Below are 19,923 nucleotides of genomic sequence, written 5' to 3' on the forward strand. Positions count from 1 at the left end.
CCGGGGCCTGACCCGAGGAGAGCGTCGATGCGGATCATGCTCACCGTGCTCAGCGAGCACGCCGACCGCGATGTCGTGGTCGAGGGCGACGAGACGACCACGGTGGCACGGCTCGCGGAGTCACTCGCGGGCCAGGGCGGCGAACGTCCGAGCAACGTAGTGCGGCTGACACGCAGCAAGGCCCCGTACGGGCTGGGCCGCGACTCGGCCGGGGCCGAGCCCCCGGCGCTCTGGCTGGACGGCCGCCCCCTCGACCCCGCCGCCCCCGCGCTCGGCCTGCTCCGCGACGGCGACCTGGTCACCCTCGACCGCTCGCTCGCCATGGCCACCCTCGCCGAGGAGCCCGGCGGGATCGTGGAGATCCGGGTGGTCGGCGGGCCCGCCGCCGGGTCGGTGCACCGCCTCAGCCTGGGCGTGCACACCATCGGCTCCGACCCCGCCTGCTCGGTGGCCGTGTCCGACCCCCGGCTGTCCGCGCTGGCCGCCGTGGTGCGGCTCACCCCGGACGCCATCACCGTGGAGCCGGGGGACCCGGGGGACCCGGGGGACAGGGCCGGGGCCCTGCTCGACCGCGAGCGGCTGGAAGGTCCGCTGCCCTGGCCCGAGCACGCCCTGCTGAGCTGCGGCGGCAGCGTGCTGACCCTCAAGGCGGTGGAGCCGCCCGACGCGCACCTGGACGCGCAGCCGGACGGCGGCCTGGCCTACAACCGGCCGCCCAGGTTCCGCCCGCCGGGCGGCGCGCGGCGTTTCGAGGTCCCGGCCGAGCCCAGACGGGCCGAGACCATGCGGCTGCAACTGCTGACCGCGTTCCTGCCCGCGGCGCTGGGGTTCGGCATGGCCTGGGCGCTCCAGACGTGGTACTTCCTGCTGTTCGCGCTCATGACACCGCTGATCATGATCGGCCAGTGGTGGAGCGACCGGCGGCACGGCCGCAAGAAGTACCGCCTGCAGCTCAAGGAGTACCGGGAGCGGCTGAAGGTCTTCGAGGCGGCCGTGGAGCGCGCCCGTGCCGACGACGAGACCGCCCGCCGCGCCGCCGCGCCCGACCCCGCCGAGGTGCTGCTCACCGTGACGGGCCCCCGGCGGCGGCTCTGGGAGCGGCGCGACCACGACCCCGACGCGCTGCGGCTCCGGGTCGGCCTCGCCGACCTCCCCGCCGACCTGGAGTTCACCCCCGAGCGCTCCGCCCCGGCCGACACCCCGATGCCCGCCCCGCCCACCTGCCAGGCGGTGCCGGTGGCACTTGCCATGCGCCGCCTGGGCGTCACCGGTCTGACCGGGCCCAGGGAGACGACGGCCGGGCTGGCGCGCTGGCTGGTCGGCCAGGCCGCCGCCCTGCACAGCCCGCGCGACCTGGCGATCGTCGTGCTCTCCGCGCACGGTGACGGCGAGGAGCGCTGGAGCTGGGTACGGTGGCTGCCGCACTGCGCCCCGCGCGGCGGCGAGGACTGCGTGGCCCTGGTCGGCGCCGACCCCGAGGCCGCGGCCCGCAGGGTGAGCGAGCTGGCCGCGCTGATCGACGAGCGCCTCGGCGACGACGCCGCCGCGGGGCCCGCGGCCAGGCTCGGCCGCGTACCGGCCGGCTGGGGCGATCTGGGGGGTGGCGGGTCCGAGCAACCGTACGCCGCCCCCGTCTACGACGAGCGCCCCTACGACGTGCTGGTGGTGCTCGACGGCGCGCAGGTGCTGCGCGCGCTGCCGGGCATGCCCCAGGTGCTGCGCCAGGGACCCCGCGCGGGCGTCTACACCCTGGCGGTGGACGGCGACCAGCGGCTGCTGCCCGAGGAGTGCGCCACCGTCGCCGCCATGCAGGCCGACGGCACCGTGCGGCTGCGCGGCGGCGGTCTGGACGACCTCGGCGAGATCCTGGCCGACCAGGTGACGGCCGCCTGGTGTGACCGGCTGGCCCGCTCGCTGGCGCCGATCCGCGACGTCAGCCGCGACGACGCCGGCCTCGCCCTGCCGGGCTCCGCGCGGCTGCTCGACCTGCTGGAGCTGCCCTCCGTCTCCGGTGCGGCCCTGGCCGAGCGCTGGGGCCGGGCGACCGAGGCCGTGGTGGGGGTGGGCCCCGAGGGACCTTTCTCGGTCGACCTGCGCAGGGACGGACCGCACGCGCTCATCGCGGGCACCACCGGCGCGGGCAAGTCGGAGCTGCTGCAGACCCTGATCTGCTCGCTGGCGGTGGCCAACAGGCCGGACGAGATGACGTTCGTGCTGATCGACTACAAGGGCGGCGCCGCGTTCAAGGAGTGCGTGCGGCTGCCGCACACGGTGGGCATGGTCAGCGACCTCGACGGCCACCTGACCCAGCGGGCCCTGGCCTCACTGGCCGCCGAGATCCGCCGCCGTGAGCGCCTGCTGCTGGCCGTGGGAGCGAAGGACATCGAGGACTACCACGAGCTGCGCGACGCCCGCACGGCCCGCGCCTCCCGTGACCTGCTCGTCGCCGGAGGCGGCGCGCCGGTCAGGCCGCTGCGCGGGCGCGCCGAGCCTCCGGCCCCGCTGCCCCGGCTGGTGCTGGTCATCGACGAGTTCGCGGCCATGGTCAGCGAGCTGCCCGACTTCATGACCGGACTGGTCGACATCGCCAGGCGGGGGCGCTCGCTCGGCATCCACCTCATCCTCGCCACCCAGCGCCCCGGCGGGGTGGTGACCGCCGACATCCAGGCCAACACGTCCCTGCGGATCGCGCTGCGGGTCACCGAGTCCACCGAGTCCACCGACGTCATCGACCGTCCGGACGCCTCGTACATCCCCAAGTCCGCTCCCGGCCGGTGTTATGTGAAGTCGGGCGCGGGCTCGGCGACGGCGGTGCAGACCGCGCGGATCGGCGGACGGAGCCCCGGCGTCTCGGGCGGCGAGGCCAGGGTGCGGGTGACGGAGGTCGGCTGGCAGGCTCTGGGACGCCCCAGGCCGGCGCGCGCGGGGGTCGAGGGAGGCCACGTCACCGACCTGTCCGTACTCACCGACGCCCTCGTCGAGGCGGCCCGCGTCGCCGGAGTCGCGGAGCAGCCGAGCCCCTGGCTCGAACCGCTCCCCGAGCTCATGGTCGTCCCCGGCCTCGCCACACCGTCCACCGGTCTGCCCTACCGGGCGGGGGCCGAGGAGGTGCCGCCGCTGGCCTTCGGGGTCACCGACATGCCCTGGGCGCAGGACCGGCGGGCACTGGCGCTCGACCTCGCGGGAGGGGGGCATCTGCTTGTCGCGGGCGCCTCGCGGAGCGGGCGGTCCACGGCGCTGCGCACGCTCGCGGGGGCGATCGCCGGCCAGACCTCCCCCGACGACGTGCACGTGCACGCGATCGACTGCGGCTCGGGGGCGCTGCTGCCCCTGATGGCGATGCCGCACTGCGGTGCCGTGGTGACGCGCGACCAGCTCGACCGGGTGGAGCGGCTGCTGGCCCGGCTCCGCGCGGAGGTGGGGCGGCGCCAGCAACTCCTCGCCGAGGCCGGGTACGCCTCGCTGGCCGAGCTGCGCGCCGGCACGGACGGCCCCCGGCTGCCGTGGCTGGTCCTGATGCTCGACCGGTGGGAGGGATTCGTCGCCGCGTTCGAGGGCTACGACTACGGGCGGCTGATCGATTCGCTAATGCAGCTGCTGCGGGAGGGACCCGCGGTCGGGCTGCGGGCCGTGGTGACCGGTGACAGGTCCGTGCTGCTCGGGCAGATCTCCACGGTCTTCGACGACCGGCTGATCCTGCGGCTGGCCGACCCGTCCGACTACGGCCTGGCCGGGCTGCCGGTCAAGGACCTGCCCACGGCCCTCGCGCCGGGCCGCGCGCTGTCTGTCGGCGAGTACGGTACGACCGAGAGCCAGATCGCGCTGCTCTGCGACGACCCCTCGGGACCGGCGCAGGTCGCCGCGCTCCAGGCGCTGGCCCGGTCGGCACCGGAGATCACCGCCGACCCGCCGATGCGGGTGGACGCGCTGCCGATGCGCGTCACCGCGGCGCAGGTCCTGGATCTGGTGCCCTCCTTCCGGCCGCCGTCGCCGCTGTGGGCGCTGTTCGGCGCCGGGGGCGACTCGCTGGCCCCGCTCGGCGTCGACCTGCTCGCCCACGGCCCCGGCGCGGTCGTCGCGGGGCCGCCCAGGTCCGGCAGGTCCACGGCACTGCTGACCGCCACCCACTCCCTGCTCACCCAGGGCACCCCCACGGTCCTGGTGACTCCCCGGCGCAGCCCACTGTGCACGCTGGTGGACACCCCGGGCGTGCTGGCCGTGCTGGACGCGAACGGTGACCTGCACGAGGCCGTCGCGGGGCAGGACCGCTACGTCGTGATCGTCGACGACGCCGAGCTGATCTCCCCGGACTCCCCCCTGGGCACCGCGCTCGAACAGGTGCTCCGGAGCGGCAGGGACGGCGAGCACGGCATGATCATCGGCGGTACCACGGGCGACCTGACCACCGCCTACCGAGGTTTCGCGGCCGAGACCCGCAAGGGGCGCACCGGCCTGCTGCTCTCGGTCCAGAGCCCCGCCGACGGCGATCTGTTCACGGTCCGGCTGCCCCGCGGCGCGGTCGGCGGCCCCCCGGGGCGCGGCCTGCTGGTGACCCTGGGCTCGGTGACCCCCATTCAGGCCGCCGTCACCTGAAAATGCCCCGGTCTTTCCAGAACCGGGGCATTTCGGCGGGCCGTTTCCTATCGCGTGGCGGACTCGATATTGCCGCGGTAGGTGTTGATCACCCGAGAAGCCTCGCCGAGCTCCTCGGACATGCGCTGGAAAGCGGCGCGGTAGTTCTGCCAGGCCTCGCTGAAACGCTGGGCGCCGGGCCCCGTCCAGGCGGTTCCGACCTTCGCCGCCTCCCTGTCAAGGGCGGCAACGGTGGCTCTGACCTGGTCGGCCTGCTGGGTGAACTGGGTGGCCATCTGCTGCATTTCCGCGGGGTTGCCGCCGAGCAAGTTCTGGCTCATGCCAGTCTCCTTCGGATCGGTGTCGGGGGTTGGTCACCAAACGAAATCACGATAGGCGTACGGATCACAGGGGTATCCGGGATATACCGAGCGGCTATGGACGTTCCCTTCTCCACTGAGAGGCTAACGTTCTCCATTGTCTTGATTTTTAGTGATTCAAGGAGATATGGGCAGTGCGTGAGATTGTGGTGACGGGCGGAGGCACCGGGATCGGCTACGCCATCGCGACGGCGTTCGCCGCGCAGGGCGACCGGGTGACCGTCACCGGGCGGCGCGAGCAGGTGCTCAAGGAGGCGGCCGACCGGCTGGGCGTCTCGTACGTGGCGTTCAACGCGGCCAACCCGGTGGCGGTGGGCGAGGCGCTGGAACGGCTGCCCGCGCGGGTGGACGTGCTGGTCAACAACGCGGGCGGGAACACCAACCTGGATCGCGTGCCGTCCGGCGACGACCTGATGGACGTGGCGGAGGGCTGGTGGGCCAACCTCAACGCCAACCTGATGTCGGCCGTGCTGGTCACCAGCGCGCTCATCCCGCGCCTCGCCGAGGGCGGCCGGATCATCACGATCGGTTCCATCGCGGCCAGGGGCACCGGCTCCGGGTCCTACGGCGCGGCCAAGGCGGCCGTGGAGGCGTGGACCGCCGACCTGGCCGCCGAGCTGGGGCCGCGGGGCGTCACCGCCAACGTGGTCTCCCCCGGTCTGATCGTGGACACCGAGTTCTTCCGGGGCCGTCTCACCTCAGAGGGGGTGCGCCGCAGGGTCGAGGGCACCAGAAACGGCAGGGCCGGGACTCCGGACGACGTCGCCGAGACCGTGAGGTTCGTCGCCTCCGCTGAGGCACGCCACGTGACCGGGCAGGTTCTGCATGTCAACGGCGGCGCGTACCTGGGCAGGTAGGACCCCCCTCGGCTTCGCCATCAAGCGCCGCTTACACTCCGTTGGAGGCCCGCCAGCCCCCTGTTCGCACGCCTGAAGGGAACGACGTCGGTGCATAAGGTCTTGATCGCCAACCGTGGTGAGATCGCGGTGCGAATCGCCCGCGCGTGCAAGGACGCCGGGTTGGCCAGCGTCGCCGTCTACTCCGACCAGGACCTGGACGCACTCCATGTCCGGGTCGCGGACGAGGCGCACGCCCTTGGTGGCCAGACGCCCGCGGAAACCTACCTCGACATCACCAAGCTGCTGCGGGTCGCCGCGGAGACCGGGGCGGACGCCGTACACCCCGGCTACGGCTTCCTGGCCGAGAACGCCGACTTCGCCCAGGCGGTCATCGACGCCGGCCTGACCTGGATCGGCCCGCCGCCGGCCGCGATCACCGCGCTCGGCGACAAGGTGCAGGCCCGCCACATCGCGCAGAAGGTCGGCGCGCCGCTCGTGGCCGGCACCAAGGATCCGGTCTCCGGGAGCGAGGAGGTCGTCGCCTTCGCCGCCGAGCACGGCCTGCCGATCGCGATCAAGGCCGCCTACGGAGGCGGCGGGCGCGGGCTGAAGGTGGCGCGCACCGCGGAGGAGATCCCCGAACTGTACGACAGCGCGGTCCGCGAGGCGGTCACCGCGTTCGGCAGGGGCGAGTGCTTCGTCGAGCGCTACCTGGACCGTCCCCGGCACGTGGAGACCCAGTGCCTGGCCGACACCCACGGCAACGTGGTCGTGGTGTCCACCCGTGACTGCTCGCTGCAGCGCCGCCACCAGAAGCTGGTCGAGGAGGCACCCGCCCCCTTCCTGACCCCCGAGCAGCTCGACCTGCTCTACACCAGTTCCAAGGCGATCCTGCGCGAGGCGGGCTACGTCGGGGCCGGCACCTGCGAGTTCCTGGTGGGCCAGGACGGCACGATCTCCTTCCTGGAGGTCAACACCCGGCTGCAGGTCGAGCACCCGGTGACCGAGGAGGTCGCCGGCGTCGACCTGGTACGGGAGATGTTCCGCATCGCCGACGGCGAGGAGCTGGGCTACGGCGACCCGGTGCTGCGCGGCCACTCGATCGAGTTCCGGATCAACGCCGAGGACGCCGGGCGCGGCTTCCTGCCCGCCCCCGGCACGATCACGCGGATGAGCGCCCCCTCCGGCCCCGGGGTGCGCCTGGACGCCGGCTACGAGGCCGGCATGACCGTCCCGCAGTCCTTCGACTCCCTGGTCGCCAAGCTGATCGTGACCGGAGCCAGCAGGGCACAGGCCCTGGAGCGCTCGCGCCGGGCGCTGGCCGAGTTCGAGATCGACGGCATGCCGACCGTGCTGCCCTTCCACCGTGCCGTGGTGGCCGATCCCGCGTTCACCGGCGAGCCGTTCTCGGTGCACACCCGATGGATCGAGACCGAGTTCGACAACACGATCGCACCGCACGTAGGAGAGCACGGCGCGGCCGAGGAGCCGGGCGAGCGGCAGCGGATCACCGTCGAGGTGGCCGGCAAGCGGCTGGAGGTGGTGCTCCCCGCGGGGTTCGCCGCCGGGAACCCCGGCTCGGGCGGCGCGGCGTCGAAGGCGCCGCGCCGGGGCGGCGGCGGGGTGGCCAAGAAGGCCGCGAGCGGCGACTCGCTGGTCAGCCCGATGCAGGGCACGATCGTCAAGGTCGTCGCCGCCGACGGCGACACCGTCGCGGCCGGTGACACGATCGTCGTGCTGGAGGCGATGAAGATGGAGCAGCCGCTCGCCGCGCACAAGGCCGGCACCATCACCGGACTGGCGGCACAGGTCGGCCAGACCGTCACCTCGGGCGCCACGATCTGCGAGATCAAGGACGTCTGAGGTCCCGCCCGGCGCGGTGTCCGCCCACGTTCACCGGCTTCGGCATGCCGTCCCGGTCGCCCCGGAGATCCGGCGGGGATCCATGGACATCGCGCCGGGGCCAGGCTCCGGAGCCCCGGCCACCCTCGCTGGAGCTTTCGCGTGCGCCGGTCCACGCGGGCCGTGGCGCGACGATCACACACCGGATGCCCCGGTAGACGCCTGACGCGGTTCGGAAAAGGATACGGTCGGGATGTAGGAACTCTGACGTCCACTCATTCGTCTTCAGGACGAAGGAGGCTTTCTGCCGTGACCACGATTAGAACCGCGCCAGGCCGTTTCGGTGCCATGCTCATGGCACTGCTCGCCGGGCTGCTGGCCGTTTTCATGCTCGCCCCGGCGGCCCACGCCGCGGCGCCAGACCCCAGCGCGATCGCCTCGGAGCTGAAGGACGGGGATCACTTCTACGCCGATCCCGCGGCGGGCCTGCCCGCCAACGCCGTCGACGCCATGCGCGGCGCGGCCGAAAAGACTTCCTCCGTCTACGTGGCGATGCTCCCCGAGAACTCGATCACCAGCCAGTCCCAGGCGAGGACCCTGCTGAGCTCGCTCCTGAAGAGCGTCGGCCCCAAGTCGACGGTCCTGGTGATGAGCGGCAGGACCCCGTTCGGCGTCACGAACATCAAGGGCGTCGACATCGACGAGCTGCTCGGACGGGCCAAGACCAACAGCCCGACCGACAGCGTGATCAACTTCACCAAGCTGGCGGACGACGCGGCGACGGGCGCCGGTGTCCCCGCCAAGTCCTCCGACTCCTCCAGCTCCAGCTCCTCCAGCGGCTCCAGCACCGGCGTGCTGGTCGGCATCCTGGTGCTGGCCGCGGCCGGTGGCGCGGGCATCTTCTTCTACTCCCGCAAGAAGAAGAAGGATCGCGAGATCCGTGAGGCCGCCGAGCTGGCCGCGGTCAAGCAGACCGTGGACGAGGACGTCACCAAGTTCGGCGAGGAGATCACCGACCTCGACACCGACGTCAAGCTGCTCGGCGACGGCGCCGACCACCTCCAGGACTGGCAGCGCGCCCTGGACTCCTACGAGCGGGCCAAGGTGGAGCTCGCGGCGGTCAAGCGCCCCGACGAGCTCCGCGGCGTGACCACCGCGCTGGAGGAGGGCCGCTACGCCCTCGCCTGCGTGAAGGCGCGCGTCAACCACCAGCCGCTGCCCGAGCGGCGCTCCCCGTGCTTCTTCAACCCGCAGCACGGGCCCTCCGTCCGCGACGTGCGCTGGGCCCCGCCCGGCGGCGCGCTGCGCGACGTGCCCGCCTGCGCGGCCGACGCCGAGGCCGTCGAGCGCGGCTTCGAGCCCCAGACGCGCGAGGTCATGGTCGACGGCCAGCGCCGCCCGTACTACGACGCGGGGCCGGCCTACCAGCCGTACGCCTACGGCTACTACGGCGGCTTCGGCGACGTCATGACCGGCATGCTCGTCGGCACGATGATGGGCAGCATGCTGAGCGGCGGCTTCGGCGGCGGCTACGGCAGCTACGGAGCCGGCTACGAGCAGGGGGGCGCCGACAGCGGCACCGACTTCGGCGGTGGCGGCGACTTCGGCGGCGGCGGCTGGGGTGACTTCGGCGGCGGCGGCGACTTCGGCGGCGGAGACTTCGGCGGGGGCGACTGGTAGTCCCACCCGCGTAGAACGACGCCGGGCGCGCTTCCCCTTCTGGGGAGCGCGCCCTTCGTCCTTCTACGCGTCGTTACCGGAGCCCGCCGCCGGACTCTCCGCACCGGGCTCCGGGTGACGTCATCATTCCCCGCGCCGGGCTCTGGATGGCGTCGTCACCTCCCACGCCGGGCTCCAGGTGGCGCCATCCCGCCGTACGGAGGCTCTCAGGTGCTGTCGCGCACGGTGAGCCGCGGCTGGAGCAGGGTGTCCTCGGGGACGACGTGGCCCTCAAGCTTCTCCATGAGCAGCCGGACCGCCTGGCGGCCCACCTCCTCTGCCGGGATCAGCACCGAGGTCAGCGGCGGACTGGAGCGTTCCGCGATGTCGTCGGGGCAGATCGCCACCACGGCGACGTCGTCGGGCACCCGCCTGCCGTGCTGGCGCAGCGCTCCCAGCACGTGGTTGACCGCGGCCTCGTTGTGCACGACCAGCCCGGACAGGCCCGGCCTGGTGTCCAGCAGCTCGGCGATCACGGCGGACACCTGGTCGAAGTTCTCCTCGCACGACAGGGCCACCCCCTTCAGGCCGGTGTCGGCCACGGCCGCGGCGAAGCCCTCCCGGGTGCGGCGGGCGAAACCGGTGCCCCGGTCGTAGACGACCGAGGGGGCACCGAGCAGCGCGACCTCGGTGTGCCCGCGCTCGGCCAGGTGCTCCACGCAGAGCGCACCCGCCCTCGCGAAGTCGAGGTCGACGCAGGTCAGCCCGGCCGAGTCGGCGGGGAAACCGATCAGCACGCTGGGCTCGGCGAGCTCCCTGAGCAGCGGCACCCGGCTGTCGTGCAGCTCCACGTCCATCAGGACCAGCCCGTCGACCAGCGCGCTCGCCGCCGCCCTGCGCAGCCCGTCCGATCCCTCGTCGGCGGTCAGCAGCAGCACGTCGTGGTCGTACTGCCGCGCGGCGGTGACCACCGAGGTGGCGAACTGCATCAGCACCGGGACGTGCATCCCCACCCGCAGGGGCAGCACCAGCGCGATGACGTTGGCCCGCTTGCTGGCCAGCGCCCTCGCCCCGGCGTTGGGGTGGTATCCCAGGACCCGCACGCTGTCGAGCACCCTGCGCCGGGTGTCGGCCGAGATCGCGCGCTTCCCGCTGAGCACGTACGACACGGTGCTGACCGCCACCCCCGCGTGCCTGGCGACCTCGCTGATGGTCACCGCCCGCTCGCTCATGAGGTCTCGTCGAAGCTCAGGGCGGCCACGGTGATCCCCATGTTCTCGAACACCACATAAAGATCGTGGACTCCCCCCTGCTCCGCAAGTCCGGCGCGCACCTCGGTGAGGTCATGGCGGCCGGCGCGGGGGACGGGGAGGTCGCCGACCACGGGGCCGTAGAGGGGGTCGTCCAGGCGCAGGGTGATCACGCCGCCCTCGGCACTGGTGGCGCTGACCGAGCAGGAGGCGGCCCCCTTTCCCAGGTCGACCGAGCGGAACACGATCCACGCCCCCTCGGCGGTGGACCGCACGGCGTCGCCGGAGACCCTGGCCGCGTCCACGAACGCCACCGAGTCGTACTCGTCGTGGTCCACCGCGGCGATCGGGCCCGCGAAGGCGTCGCGCGGCGGGATGCGCTCGCCGTCGACGTGGAAGGAGGCACAGAGCCGGATGTCGCGCGCGGAGCCACCGATCATGATCTTGTGGGACGCGTCCTCGACGACGAACCGGCCCCTGGTGACATCCCAGAAGGCCAGCTCCCGAACGTCGAGGTCCCAGTCGACCCGGGTGCTCTCGCCGGGGGCGAGCCGCACCTTGACGAAGCCTCGCAGGCGGCGCAGCGCCTGCTTGACCCGGGAACTCCGCTGGCGGGTGTAGATCTGGACGACCTCCACTCCGGCCCGGCCACCGGTGTTGGTGACGGTGGCCGAGGCGGTGAGCCGGCCGCCCCGCACCGAGACGGCCAGGTCGGTGTAGTCGAAGGTGGTGTAGCTGAGGCCGTGGCCGAAGGGGTAGAGCGGGGTGCCCCGGAAGTACTGGTAGGTCGCGTCGGCGGCGATGATGTCGTAGTCGAGCAGGTCGGGAAGCTCGCACGCGGAGCCGTACCAGGTCTGGGTGAGCCGCCCCTCGGGGTCGGCGTCGCCGAACAGCACCTCGGCCAGCGCGTGCCCGTACTCCTGCCCGCCGTGCGAGGACCACAGCACCGCGGGCGGGTCGTCGCCGTCCCAGGTCACCGGGTAGCCGCTGCTGATCACCATGACGGTCCTCGGGTTGACCGCGCGTACCGCCTCGACCACCGCCTGCTGCGCGGCGGGCAGCGCCAGGTCCAGGCGGTCCTCGGTCTCCCTGCCGTTGACCAGCGGATGGTCCCCGACGACCACCACGGCCACGTCCGCGGTCGCGGCGAGCGCGGCGGCGGCCTCGGCGCCGCTGACCACCCGCTCCACGGTGAACCAGGCGGCGGCGTCGGCGTCGTCGACCAGGCGGAGAACCTCACCGTCCAGCGCGACGTAGCGGCCCGTGGAGATGTGCCGGAGCGCCAGCGTGCCGCGCGGGCGCTCCTCCGTGCGGAAGGTCTGGCGCACCTCCCAGCCGTTGGGCCCCGGCTGGTCGTTGACCAGCACGCCGTCGTCGCCGACCGACAGGTGGCGCCCGGTCGCCACGGCCCGCAGCGCGTAGCAGCCGCCGCCCCAGTCGAACAGGTCGAACAGGCCGGGTTCGGCACCGATGCCGAGCGGCCCGCCGTCGAGGTCGGCGACGATGTGGCCGCCGTCCACCGAGAGCGTGATCCGGTCCACCGCCTCGCAGAAGACGGTCTCGCACCGCTCGGCGAGCCCGGCGCGGGCGGTGACCGCGTAGGGGAGCGTCCCGGAGTACCAGTCCTCCATGAGGGTGTCACCGAGCTGGCCGATGACCGCGATCCTGCGTACCGAGGTCAGCGGCAGGATTCCGTCGTTGCGCAGCAGCACGATCGAGCGCCGGGCGGCCTCGCGGGCCAGTTCCTGGTGCTCGGGGCAGTTGACCACCGCCTCGGTGATGTCGTCGTACGGGGTGGTGGGGTCGAACTCGCCCAGCCGGAAGCGGATGGAGAGCGCGTGCCGGACCGCGAGGTCGACGTCGGCCTCGGCGAGCAGGCCGCGCTCCAGCGCGGCGTGGATGTGACCGAGGGTGGCCCCGGTGCGGTCGTCGTCCTGGGTGAAGCTGTCGAGCCCCGCCTTGATCGCGTGCGCGTAGGCCTCGGGGAGATCGTCGTAGTAGGCCTGCAGGCCGGTGAGGTTGGCGGGCGCGTAGGCGTCGCTGACCACGAGGAGATCGTCGGGCGCCCAGGCCCGCAGCACCTCGCCGATCAGCGGGCTGAGGTGGGCCGGGCGGCCGTTGACCAGGTTGTAGGAGGGCATCACGGCGACCGCGGCGCCGCTGGTCAGCGCGGACCGGTAGGCCGGGAGCTCGTACTCGCGCAGCACCCGGGGCGGCAGGTCGCTGGAGGTGACGCAGCGGTCGGTCTCGTTGTTGTACCCGAGGAAGTGCTTGAGGGTGGGGGCGGTCTTCAGCACCGTGGGATCGCTCCCACGAAGGCCGGAGGCGTACGCCGTCGCCATCACACCGGTCAGCCACGGGTCCTCGGAGTAGCCCTCCTCGTTGCGGCCCCAGCGGGGGTCGCGCAGCGGGTTGACCACCGGCGCCCAGACGTTGAGCCCGGCCCCCGCCGGATCCTTGTGGTGGAAGGCCAGCACCTCGTCGCTGGTGGCCTCGCCGACCCGCCGTACCAGGTCGGGGTCCCAGGTGCTGGCCAGCCCGATCGCCTGGGGGAACACCGTCGCGGGACCGAGCCAGGCCAGGCCGTGCAGCGCCTCGGTGCCGGTACGGAAGGGGCCGAGCCCGAGCCGCTCCACCGGCTGCTGGTACTGGTGCAGCAGCCCGACCTTCTCCTCCAGCGTGAGCCTGCCCCGCAGGTCCGCGATCCGCCGCGCGAGGGGAAGTTCCGGGTCACGGAACGGTTCGTTCATCGGGGACCATCCCTTTGAGAGCGTCGAAGCGCTTCGATTTTCTGTCCTGGAAAAACGCCTCTGTCGAAGCGCTTCGATAATCGGTCCGGGAAAACTCCGTTCGTCACCCGTGCGTTACGCGCGTGTTTCGAGCGGAGCTTCCCTGAAGGGTGCACTCCCGTGCGGCCCAGGTCAAGAGATCCGCGGCAAACGACCCGAATCCACCGAGTCGAGCACTCGCGCGGCACCACCCAGCGCCCCCGCGCCGTAACCGAGCGTGGAGGCGACGACCCGGCAGCCCCCGGCGTCCGGCGCGATCACGCGCCCCCGCGTCTCGGTCTCCACCGCGGGCAGCAGCCACGGCGCGAGCGGCACGTAGTAACCGCCCAGGATGACCACCTCGGGGTTGAGCAGGTTGGCCAGCACCGCCACGCCCTTGCCGAGGTTGCGGCCCACGGTGTCGAGGACCCCGAGCGTGCGCGGGTCGCCCCCGCGGGCCAGCCGCACCACCTCGTCGAGTTCGAGCTCGACCTCGGCGGGCGAGATCGTGGCGTGCTCCAGCACGGCGCCGATCCCGGCGACGGCCTCCAGGCAGCCCAGACGCCCGCACCGGCACTCGGCGCCGAGCGGGTCGAGCTGGATGTGGCCGATCTCGCCGCCGTACCCCTGGCCTCCCCTGCGTAGCCGGCCGTCGAGGATGATCCCGGCCCCGACCCCGATCTCGCCGGTGAGGTAGACCAGGTTGGCCGTCCCGGCATGCGGGCCGAAGCGGTGCTCGGCCAGGGCCGCCAGGTTGGCGTCGTTGTCGACCTGGACCGGGAAGCCCGGGTCGCGCAGGGCCTTGGTGAGGTCGCCGCAGAGGTCGGCGTCACGCCAGCCGAGGTTGGGCGCGATGCGCACGGTGCCGTCGGTGCCGATCAGTCCGGGCACGCCCACGGTCAGCCCCAGGACCTGGCGCTCCTGCTTGGTCATCCGGTTCACCACCCGGCGGACGATCCCGGCGACGGTGGCCATCGCCTGCCCCGCCGTGCCGGCGGCGCCGGGGAAGGACCTCCGCCAGGACAGCAGTTTCTCCCCCGACAGGTCCACCGCGACCGCGGTGACGTAGTCGACGTTGACCTCGATGCCGATCGCCGCGTACGGCGAGCCGTCGAGCACCAGCATCGTGGCGGGGCGGCCGACCCGGTTCTCCGTCAGACCGGTCTCCCTGACCAGGCGGCGGTCGATCAGATCGGCGACCAGGCTCGACACGGTCGCCTTGTTCAACCCGGTGGACGCCGCGATGTCGGCCCGCGAGCACGGCGCGTGCTCGCGCACGAACCTCAGCACGACGGCGAGGTTGGTGGCCCGTACGTCGGCGAAGTCGGCCGGACGCGGGTCAGTCGTAGATGTGATCAAGGTGAGTCCCGCTCCCGCTCGGCCAGGCTGGCCCCATCATGCCCCATCGTTCACCAATCTGTGACCGCCCCCCGGCGGCCCGCGATCGGCGGTCCCTTGTGGCGACGGTCACCCTCGACTAATTTGTTTGGTCGAAAGACGAACTAATTCTACCCCGGAGCCATGCTCCACGACACCCCCCGATCCGTCTCGAACCAACGAAGGGAGCGCCCCGTGAAAGATCTTCCCCAGGGCGCGATGACCAGCCGTCGAGGCTTCCTCGGCCTGGTGGGGCTCAGCGCGGCCGCGGTCGCCGGCGGCGGCCTGCTGGCCGCGTGTTCCGCGCCCAGCGGCCCCCGGCCGGGCAGCGGAGGCGCCACGGCCGCCGCGGCGGACAAGCTGACGTCCCTCACCCCCACCTACACCGCCTTCCCCGGCGTCAAGCCCGACCTTCCCGGCACGGTCTCCACGTTGCCCGGAGTCCCCGACGTCAGCGGCGGCTTCACCTCCTACCCGGCCGCCCCCACCGCGGCGCTCACCCAGAAGGCCGGCAGGGGCGGCACCTACAAGGCCATGACCCCGCTCTGGGGCCCGCCGCCGCCCGGTCTGGCGAGCAACTCCTACTTCCAGGCGGTCAACGCCGACATCGGCGCCACCGTGGAGTTCCAGATCACCGACGGTAACGTCTACGGCGACAAGGCGATCGCCAGGCTCGCCGCGGGAGACATCCCGGAGATCATGGTCATCCCGAGCTGGGAGATCGACAAGATGGCGGACTTCAACACCGCCGTCGACAAGGCGTTCGAGGACCTCACCCCCTACCTGCAGGGCGACAAGGTCGCGCCCTACCCGCTGCTGGCCAACCTGCCGACCGCCGCCTGGCAGTGGTCGGTCTGGAACGACAAGCTCATGGCGGTGCCGTTCCCGACCGAGCCGTACCCCTACGCGCTGCTCTACCGCAAGGACCTGTTCGACAAGAACGGCTGGAACGCCAACCCCAAGACCGCCGACGAGCTGTTCCAGCTCGGCAAGGAGATCACCGACCCCAAGGCCAGGCGCTGGGCGTTCGGCAGCATCCACGAGGTGATGTGGCCGACCTTCCGGATCCCGCAGGACTGGCGGTACGAGGGCGGCAAGCTCGTCCACAAGTACGAGACCCCCGAGTTCGAGCTGATGCTGGAGTTCATGCGGAAGGTCTTCAAGGAGGAGCTGGTCCACCCGAACGTGGTCAGCAGCAAGGGCGCCAACGAGAAGGAGCTGATCGGCGCCGGGCAGATCCTCGTCTACCGCGACGGCCTGGGCGGCTGGAAGGAGCTGCTCCAGCAGCACCGGGGCAAGAACCCCGACTTCAGCCTGGGTGCCTTCCCGCTCTTCGCCCACGACGGCGGCACGCCGATCATGTACCACAACACCGCGGCGGGCATCTTCACCTTCGTCAAGAAGGGGCTGCCCAAGGAGCAGGTGGAGGAGATCCTCGCCATCCTCAACTGGTGCGCGGCGCCGTACGGGACCAAGGAGTACGAGCTCTCCAACTTCGGCGTGGAGGGCAAGCACTTCACCCGGGGCGCGAACGGCATCCCGGAGGCGAACGACCTCGGCCGCAAGGAGGTCGCCTACACCTACGGCTTCCTCGGCGGGCGCCCGCTCTATGTGGACTGGCCCTACCCCGACGCGGTCAAGCTCAACGTGGAGTGGCAGAACGCGTCCTTCCCCTACATCGAGAAGGGCCCCTTCGACGGGATCAGGATCCAGCGGCCGTCGAAGTACTCCGGGCTGCAGGTGCCCACCGAGGACAAGTTCACCGACATCATGCGCGGCCGTCGCCCGGTGAGCGACGCCAAGCAGATCGCCAACGAGTGGCGGCGGGACGGCGGGGACGAGGCCCGCGACTTCTACCTGAAGGTCCTGCGGGACAACGGCCGTGCTTAGCGACCACGCGAAGACCGGGCCGGCGGGTGACCTGACCTCACCCGCCGGCACCGGCATCTCCAAGGATGTCCGTAAAAGGGGCTCGAGGACAAGGCGGGCGCGCCCGCAACCCTTCGGATCACGACTGAAACGTGACTGGCAGCTGCTGCTGATGGCGCTGCCGGCGATCGGGCTGCTCATCGTGTTCCACTATGTCCCGCTGCTCGGCAACGTGATCGCGTTCCAGGACTACTCGCCGTACGTGGGCATCGCGGACAGCCCGTGGGTGGGGTTCGCCAACTTCCAGTGGCTGATGTTCGACGAGAGCTTCTGGGACGCGACGCTCAACACCCTGACGATCACCGCGTTCCAGCTGGTCTTCTACTTCCCGGTGCCGATCCTGCTGGCCGTGCTGCTGGACAGCGTGGTGCGGCCCCGGCTGCGCCTGTTCATCCAGGGCATCGTCTACATGCCGCACTTCTTCTCGTGGGTGCTGGTGGTCACGCTGTTCCAGCAGATGTTCGGCGGCGCCGGCCTGCTCTCGCAGACGCTCAGGGACCACGGCTACAGCGGCATCGATCTCATGACGAATCCGGACACGTTCATCGTGCTGGTCACCGCGGAGACGGTCTGGAAGGACGCCGGCTGGGGAACGATCATCTTCCTGGCCGCGCTGGCGGCCATCAACCAGAACCTCTACGAGGCCGCCGCCGTCGACGGCGCGAGCCGCTGGCGGCGGCTCTGGCACATCACCCTGCCCGGCCTGCGCCCGGTCATCGTGCTGCTGCTGATCCTGCGCCTCGGCGAGGCGCTGAACGTCGGCTTCGAGCAGTTCTTCCTGCAGCGCGACGCGGTCGGCAGGGACGCCGCCGAGGTGCTGGACACCTTCGTGTACTGGCGCACGCTGCTCACCGGCGAGTGGAGCTACGGCGCCGCGGCCGGTCTGGTGAAGGGCCTGGTGGGACTGGTGCTGATCCTGGTGGCCAACAAGGTCGCCCACCGATTCGGCGAGCAGGGAATCTACAAACGATCATGACGACTCTTCCCCCCTGGGCCGAGCGGCCCAGCCGCGTCGGTGCTCTCCTCAAGGGGCTCCTGCTGACGCTCATCACGGTGGGCGTGCTGTTCCCGATCTACATGGTCGTGCTGACCAGCCTGTCCACCCAGGAGGCGGTGACCGAGGCCGGCGGCCTGGTCACCGTGCCGAGCGGGCTCTCCTTCGCCGCGTACCAGGAGCTGTTCGCAGGCGGCGTGGTGACCCGGTCGGTCCTGGTCAGCCTCGGCGTGACCCTGGCCGGCACCGCGATCAGCCTGACCGTCACCGTGCTGGCCGCCTACGGGCTGTCCCGGCCCGGCTCGCTGCTGCACCGGCCGATGCTCTTCCTGATCCTGCTGACCTTCCTGTTCGGCCCCGGGCTGATCCCCAACTACCTGCTGGTCAGCTCGCTGGGGCTGATCGACACGTACTGGTCGCTGATCCTGCCCGGCGCGGTCACCGCGTTCAACCTGGTGGTGATGCGGGCGTTCTTCATGAACATCCCGGACGAGGTGACCGACAGTGCCCGCATCGACGGCGCGAACGAGTTCCGCATCCTGCGCACCATCGTGCTGCCCATGTCCAAGGGCGTCACGGCGGTCATCGGCCTGTTCTACGCGGTCGGCTACTGGAACTCGTTCTTCAACGCCGTCCTCTACCTCAACGACAACGCCAAGTGGCCACTGCAGGTGGTGCTCCGGCAGTACGTCCTCCAGGGCCAGTCCCTGATCGTCGGCCAGAGCGGCGTCGGTACCCTCCCCGGCCAGAGCCTGCCGCCGAGCCTGGCCATCCAGATGGCCATCGTCGTCATCGCCCTGCTGCCGGTGCTCTTCGTCTACCCGTTCGTCCAGCGCCACTTCACCAAGGGAGTGATCATCGGCGCCATCAAGGGTTAGGCCGCGACCGGCACGGACCTGCCGGCCCGTGCCGGTCGGTCATCGCCTACCCGTGCGCCGGCACCGCGTGGATGACGGCCAGGATCGACTCACCGTCGAATCCGATGCGCACGCTGTCCGGATCCTGGCGGATGAAAGCGGGAGGGATGGTTTCCGACACCGACTCCGCCGGCGCGGGCATCGGCCGGAAACCGGCCCCGCGCAGTCGCGCGAGCCATGTCCCGGCCGGCTCGTGACGTTCGTAGCGCTCCTCGTCGTCCGCCGTGCCGACGATGTCGACCACCTCGCGCCGGAAGAACAGTTTCATCGCGTTACGATCGGCGGCCGAGACGTCCAGCGCGTCTATCAGCCGGAAAACGGGGTGGAAGTGCCGCCATGAGTTGCGGAACCGCTCGGGCAGTGCCACCCGATGATGGTCGGAGTCCGGCTCGCACAGCACCAGGACGTCCGGCTCCGCGTCGCGCAGTTTCGCCAGGAACGCGCTTCTCTCGTCGGTGCCGGACGCGTTGTCCCGCAGGTGGTGCAGCGCGAACGCGGCGTTCACCACCAGCGGGCGGGGGGCTCGGCGCACCAGGTCCCAGTCCTCCTCGGTCATGTGCTCGGCGAAGCGGGGCACATGATGGAAGTCCAGCGGGACACGAGTGTCGCGGATGGACCGTTCGGCCTGGTGAAGGCTGTCCACCGCGGGGTCCACCCCGATCACCGTCAGCCGCCCGGGTGCCTGGCCGCGGCTCGCGAGCTCGGTGAGCACCGCCGCCTCCTGACCTCCCGAGCCGATGCCCACCGACATCAGGGTGGCCGTGTCCCGCCCGGCGAGGTGATCGGCGAGCAGCGCGCCGCCGATACGACCGGCCAGAGTCACCGCCGGCATGTGCCGGGCCATCAGGTCGAACAACTCGATCTGTGGCCGCTCGAAACGGCGTAGGTACAGATTGTCCCGCTCATCCTGGCAATTTCCGATCCGGCGGGCCAAGGCGTCGTGGTAGAGCAGGTATAGGAAATCATCGCCCACTTTCTCGGGGGCGATCAGGCCGCGTAACTTGTCCAGCCAACGCCGGGCGGTGTCGGTGCGACCGGCATCCGTTTCTTCCACGGCACGGCACAGCATGTCGAACGCATGAACACTCACGTTAATCCTCTTAATTTCTTGTTCGTGACGACTGCTCAGTGACATGGGCCGCTCGTGTCTTCCGCACTGCGCTCCGGAAGGGGGCCAGGCTGTGCTGCCAGGCACGTTCGAGGAGCGGGGCAGGCCGGTGAGACCGGTCGGCTGAGGACTCGGGCGCCCATCCCGGTTTATGGTCGGAGTGAATCTCGGTTTCGAATTCGAATGGGAACCGCCGTGCACCGATCCGTACTGGCTACCTCTCGTTTCCCCCGGTGACTCTTTTCCACGAAAGAGTGACGCCGGGCTCCATGCGAAAAGCCCTGAGCC

At 71.4% G+C, this 19,923-nt stretch carries 12 protein-coding genes; 7 read left to right on the forward strand and 5 right to left on the reverse strand.

What is annotated here, in order from left to right; all coding sequences use genetic code 11:
• The first annotated feature begins 27 nt into the window (after positions 1 to 27).
• Positions 28 to 4,593 carry an FtsK/SpoIIIE domain-containing protein gene (locus ABZU75_RS12860; RefSeq protein ID WP_355552951.1) on the forward strand — a complete coding sequence of 1,522 codons (4,566 nt, stop codon included), beginning with the start codon at positions 28 to 30 and terminating at the stop codon, positions 4,591 to 4,593.
• A gap of 47 nt (positions 4,594 to 4,640) precedes the next feature.
• Here ABZU75_RS12860 and ABZU75_RS12865 read toward each other — a convergent pair whose 3' ends face one another.
• On the reverse strand, positions 4,641 to 4,913 hold the full coding sequence (locus ABZU75_RS12865) for a WXG100 family type VII secretion target (RefSeq protein ID WP_030907662.1): 273 nt from the start codon (positions 4,911 to 4,913) through the stop codon (positions 4,641 to 4,643).
• A 173-nt stretch (positions 4,914 to 5,086) separates the two neighbouring features.
• On the opposite strand from ABZU75_RS12865, the gene ABZU75_RS12870 reads away from it, so the two are divergent.
• The 3 genes from ABZU75_RS12870 (at position 5,087) to ABZU75_RS12880 (ending at position 9,313) form a co-directional block, all read left to right on the forward strand.
• A complete protein-coding gene (locus ABZU75_RS12870) occupies positions 5,087 to 5,809 on the forward strand; it encodes an SDR family oxidoreductase (RefSeq protein WP_350911817.1) in 723 nt (240 codons plus the stop codon).
• Between the two features lie 90 nt (positions 5,810 to 5,899).
• On the forward strand, positions 5,900 to 7,654 hold the full coding sequence (locus ABZU75_RS12875; protein WP_355552956.1) for a biotin carboxylase N-terminal domain-containing protein: 1,755 nt from the start codon (positions 5,900 to 5,902) through the stop codon (positions 7,652 to 7,654).
• Positions 7,655 to 7,942: 288 nt separating this feature from the next.
• Entirely contained in the window at positions 7,943 to 9,313 is a 1,371-nt protein-coding gene (locus ABZU75_RS12880; protein ID WP_355552959.1) for a hypothetical protein, read from the forward strand.
• Positions 9,314 to 9,519: 206 nt separating this feature from the next.
• Here the strand turns inward: ABZU75_RS12880 and ABZU75_RS12885 are convergent, their stop codons facing one another.
• From ABZU75_RS12885 to ABZU75_RS12895, 3 genes are all read right to left on the reverse strand, one after another.
• Positions 9,520 to 10,524: a LacI family DNA-binding transcriptional regulator gene (locus tag ABZU75_RS12885; RefSeq protein WP_350911811.1), complete on the reverse strand. Its 1,005-nt coding sequence runs from the start codon at positions 10,522 to 10,524 to the stop codon at positions 9,520 to 9,522.
• Positions 10,521 to 13,292: a glycoside hydrolase family 3 C-terminal domain-containing protein gene (locus ABZU75_RS12890; RefSeq protein WP_355552963.1), complete on the reverse strand. Its 2,772-nt coding sequence runs from the start codon at positions 13,290 to 13,292 to the stop codon at positions 10,521 to 10,523. Before ABZU75_RS12890 ends, ABZU75_RS12885 begins: the two co-directional genes overlap by 4 nt.
• Positions 13,293 to 13,463: 171 nt before the next feature.
• Positions 13,464 to 14,669, reverse strand: coding sequence for an ROK family transcriptional regulator (locus ABZU75_RS12895; RefSeq protein WP_350911807.1), 1,206 nt, complete (start codon positions 14,667 to 14,669; stop codon positions 13,464 to 13,466).
• 213 nt (positions 14,670 to 14,882) lie between these two features.
• On the opposite strand from ABZU75_RS12895, the gene ABZU75_RS12900 reads away from it, so the two are divergent.
• Genes ABZU75_RS12900 through ABZU75_RS12910 form a run of 3 tightly spaced genes read left to right on the forward strand, consistent with a single transcriptional unit; the run spans position 14,883 to position 18,488 of the window.
• Positions 14,883 to 16,577 carry an extracellular solute-binding protein gene (locus ABZU75_RS12900; RefSeq protein WP_355552967.1) on the forward strand — a complete coding sequence of 565 codons (1,695 nt, stop codon included), beginning with the start codon at positions 14,883 to 14,885 and terminating at the stop codon, positions 16,575 to 16,577.
• Between the two features lie 55 nt (positions 16,578 to 16,632).
• Positions 16,633 to 17,592, forward strand: a complete 960-nt coding sequence (locus tag ABZU75_RS12905; protein ID WP_355553003.1) for an ABC transporter permease subunit — start codon at positions 16,633 to 16,635, stop codon at positions 17,590 to 17,592.
• The gene (locus ABZU75_RS12910; protein ID WP_355552970.1) at positions 17,589 to 18,488 is read left to right on the forward strand and encodes a carbohydrate ABC transporter permease; all 900 of its coding nucleotides are present in this window, start codon (positions 17,589 to 17,591) and stop codon (positions 18,486 to 18,488) included. Before ABZU75_RS12905 ends, ABZU75_RS12910 begins: the two co-directional genes overlap by 4 nt.
• 46 nt (positions 18,489 to 18,534) lie before the next feature.
• Here the strand turns inward: ABZU75_RS12910 and ABZU75_RS12915 are convergent, their stop codons facing one another.
• Positions 18,535 to 19,617 carry a GRAS family protein gene (locus ABZU75_RS12915; protein ID WP_355552973.1) on the reverse strand — a complete coding sequence of 361 codons (1,083 nt, stop codon included), beginning with the start codon at positions 19,615 to 19,617 and terminating at the stop codon, positions 18,535 to 18,537.
• Positions 19,618 to 19,923 lie beyond the last annotated feature (306 nt).

It is taken from the genome of Streptosporangium sp. NPDC005286, from assembly GCF_040607515.1.
GTDB lineage: Bacteria > Actinomycetota > Actinomycetes > Streptosporangiales > Streptosporangiaceae > Streptosporangium.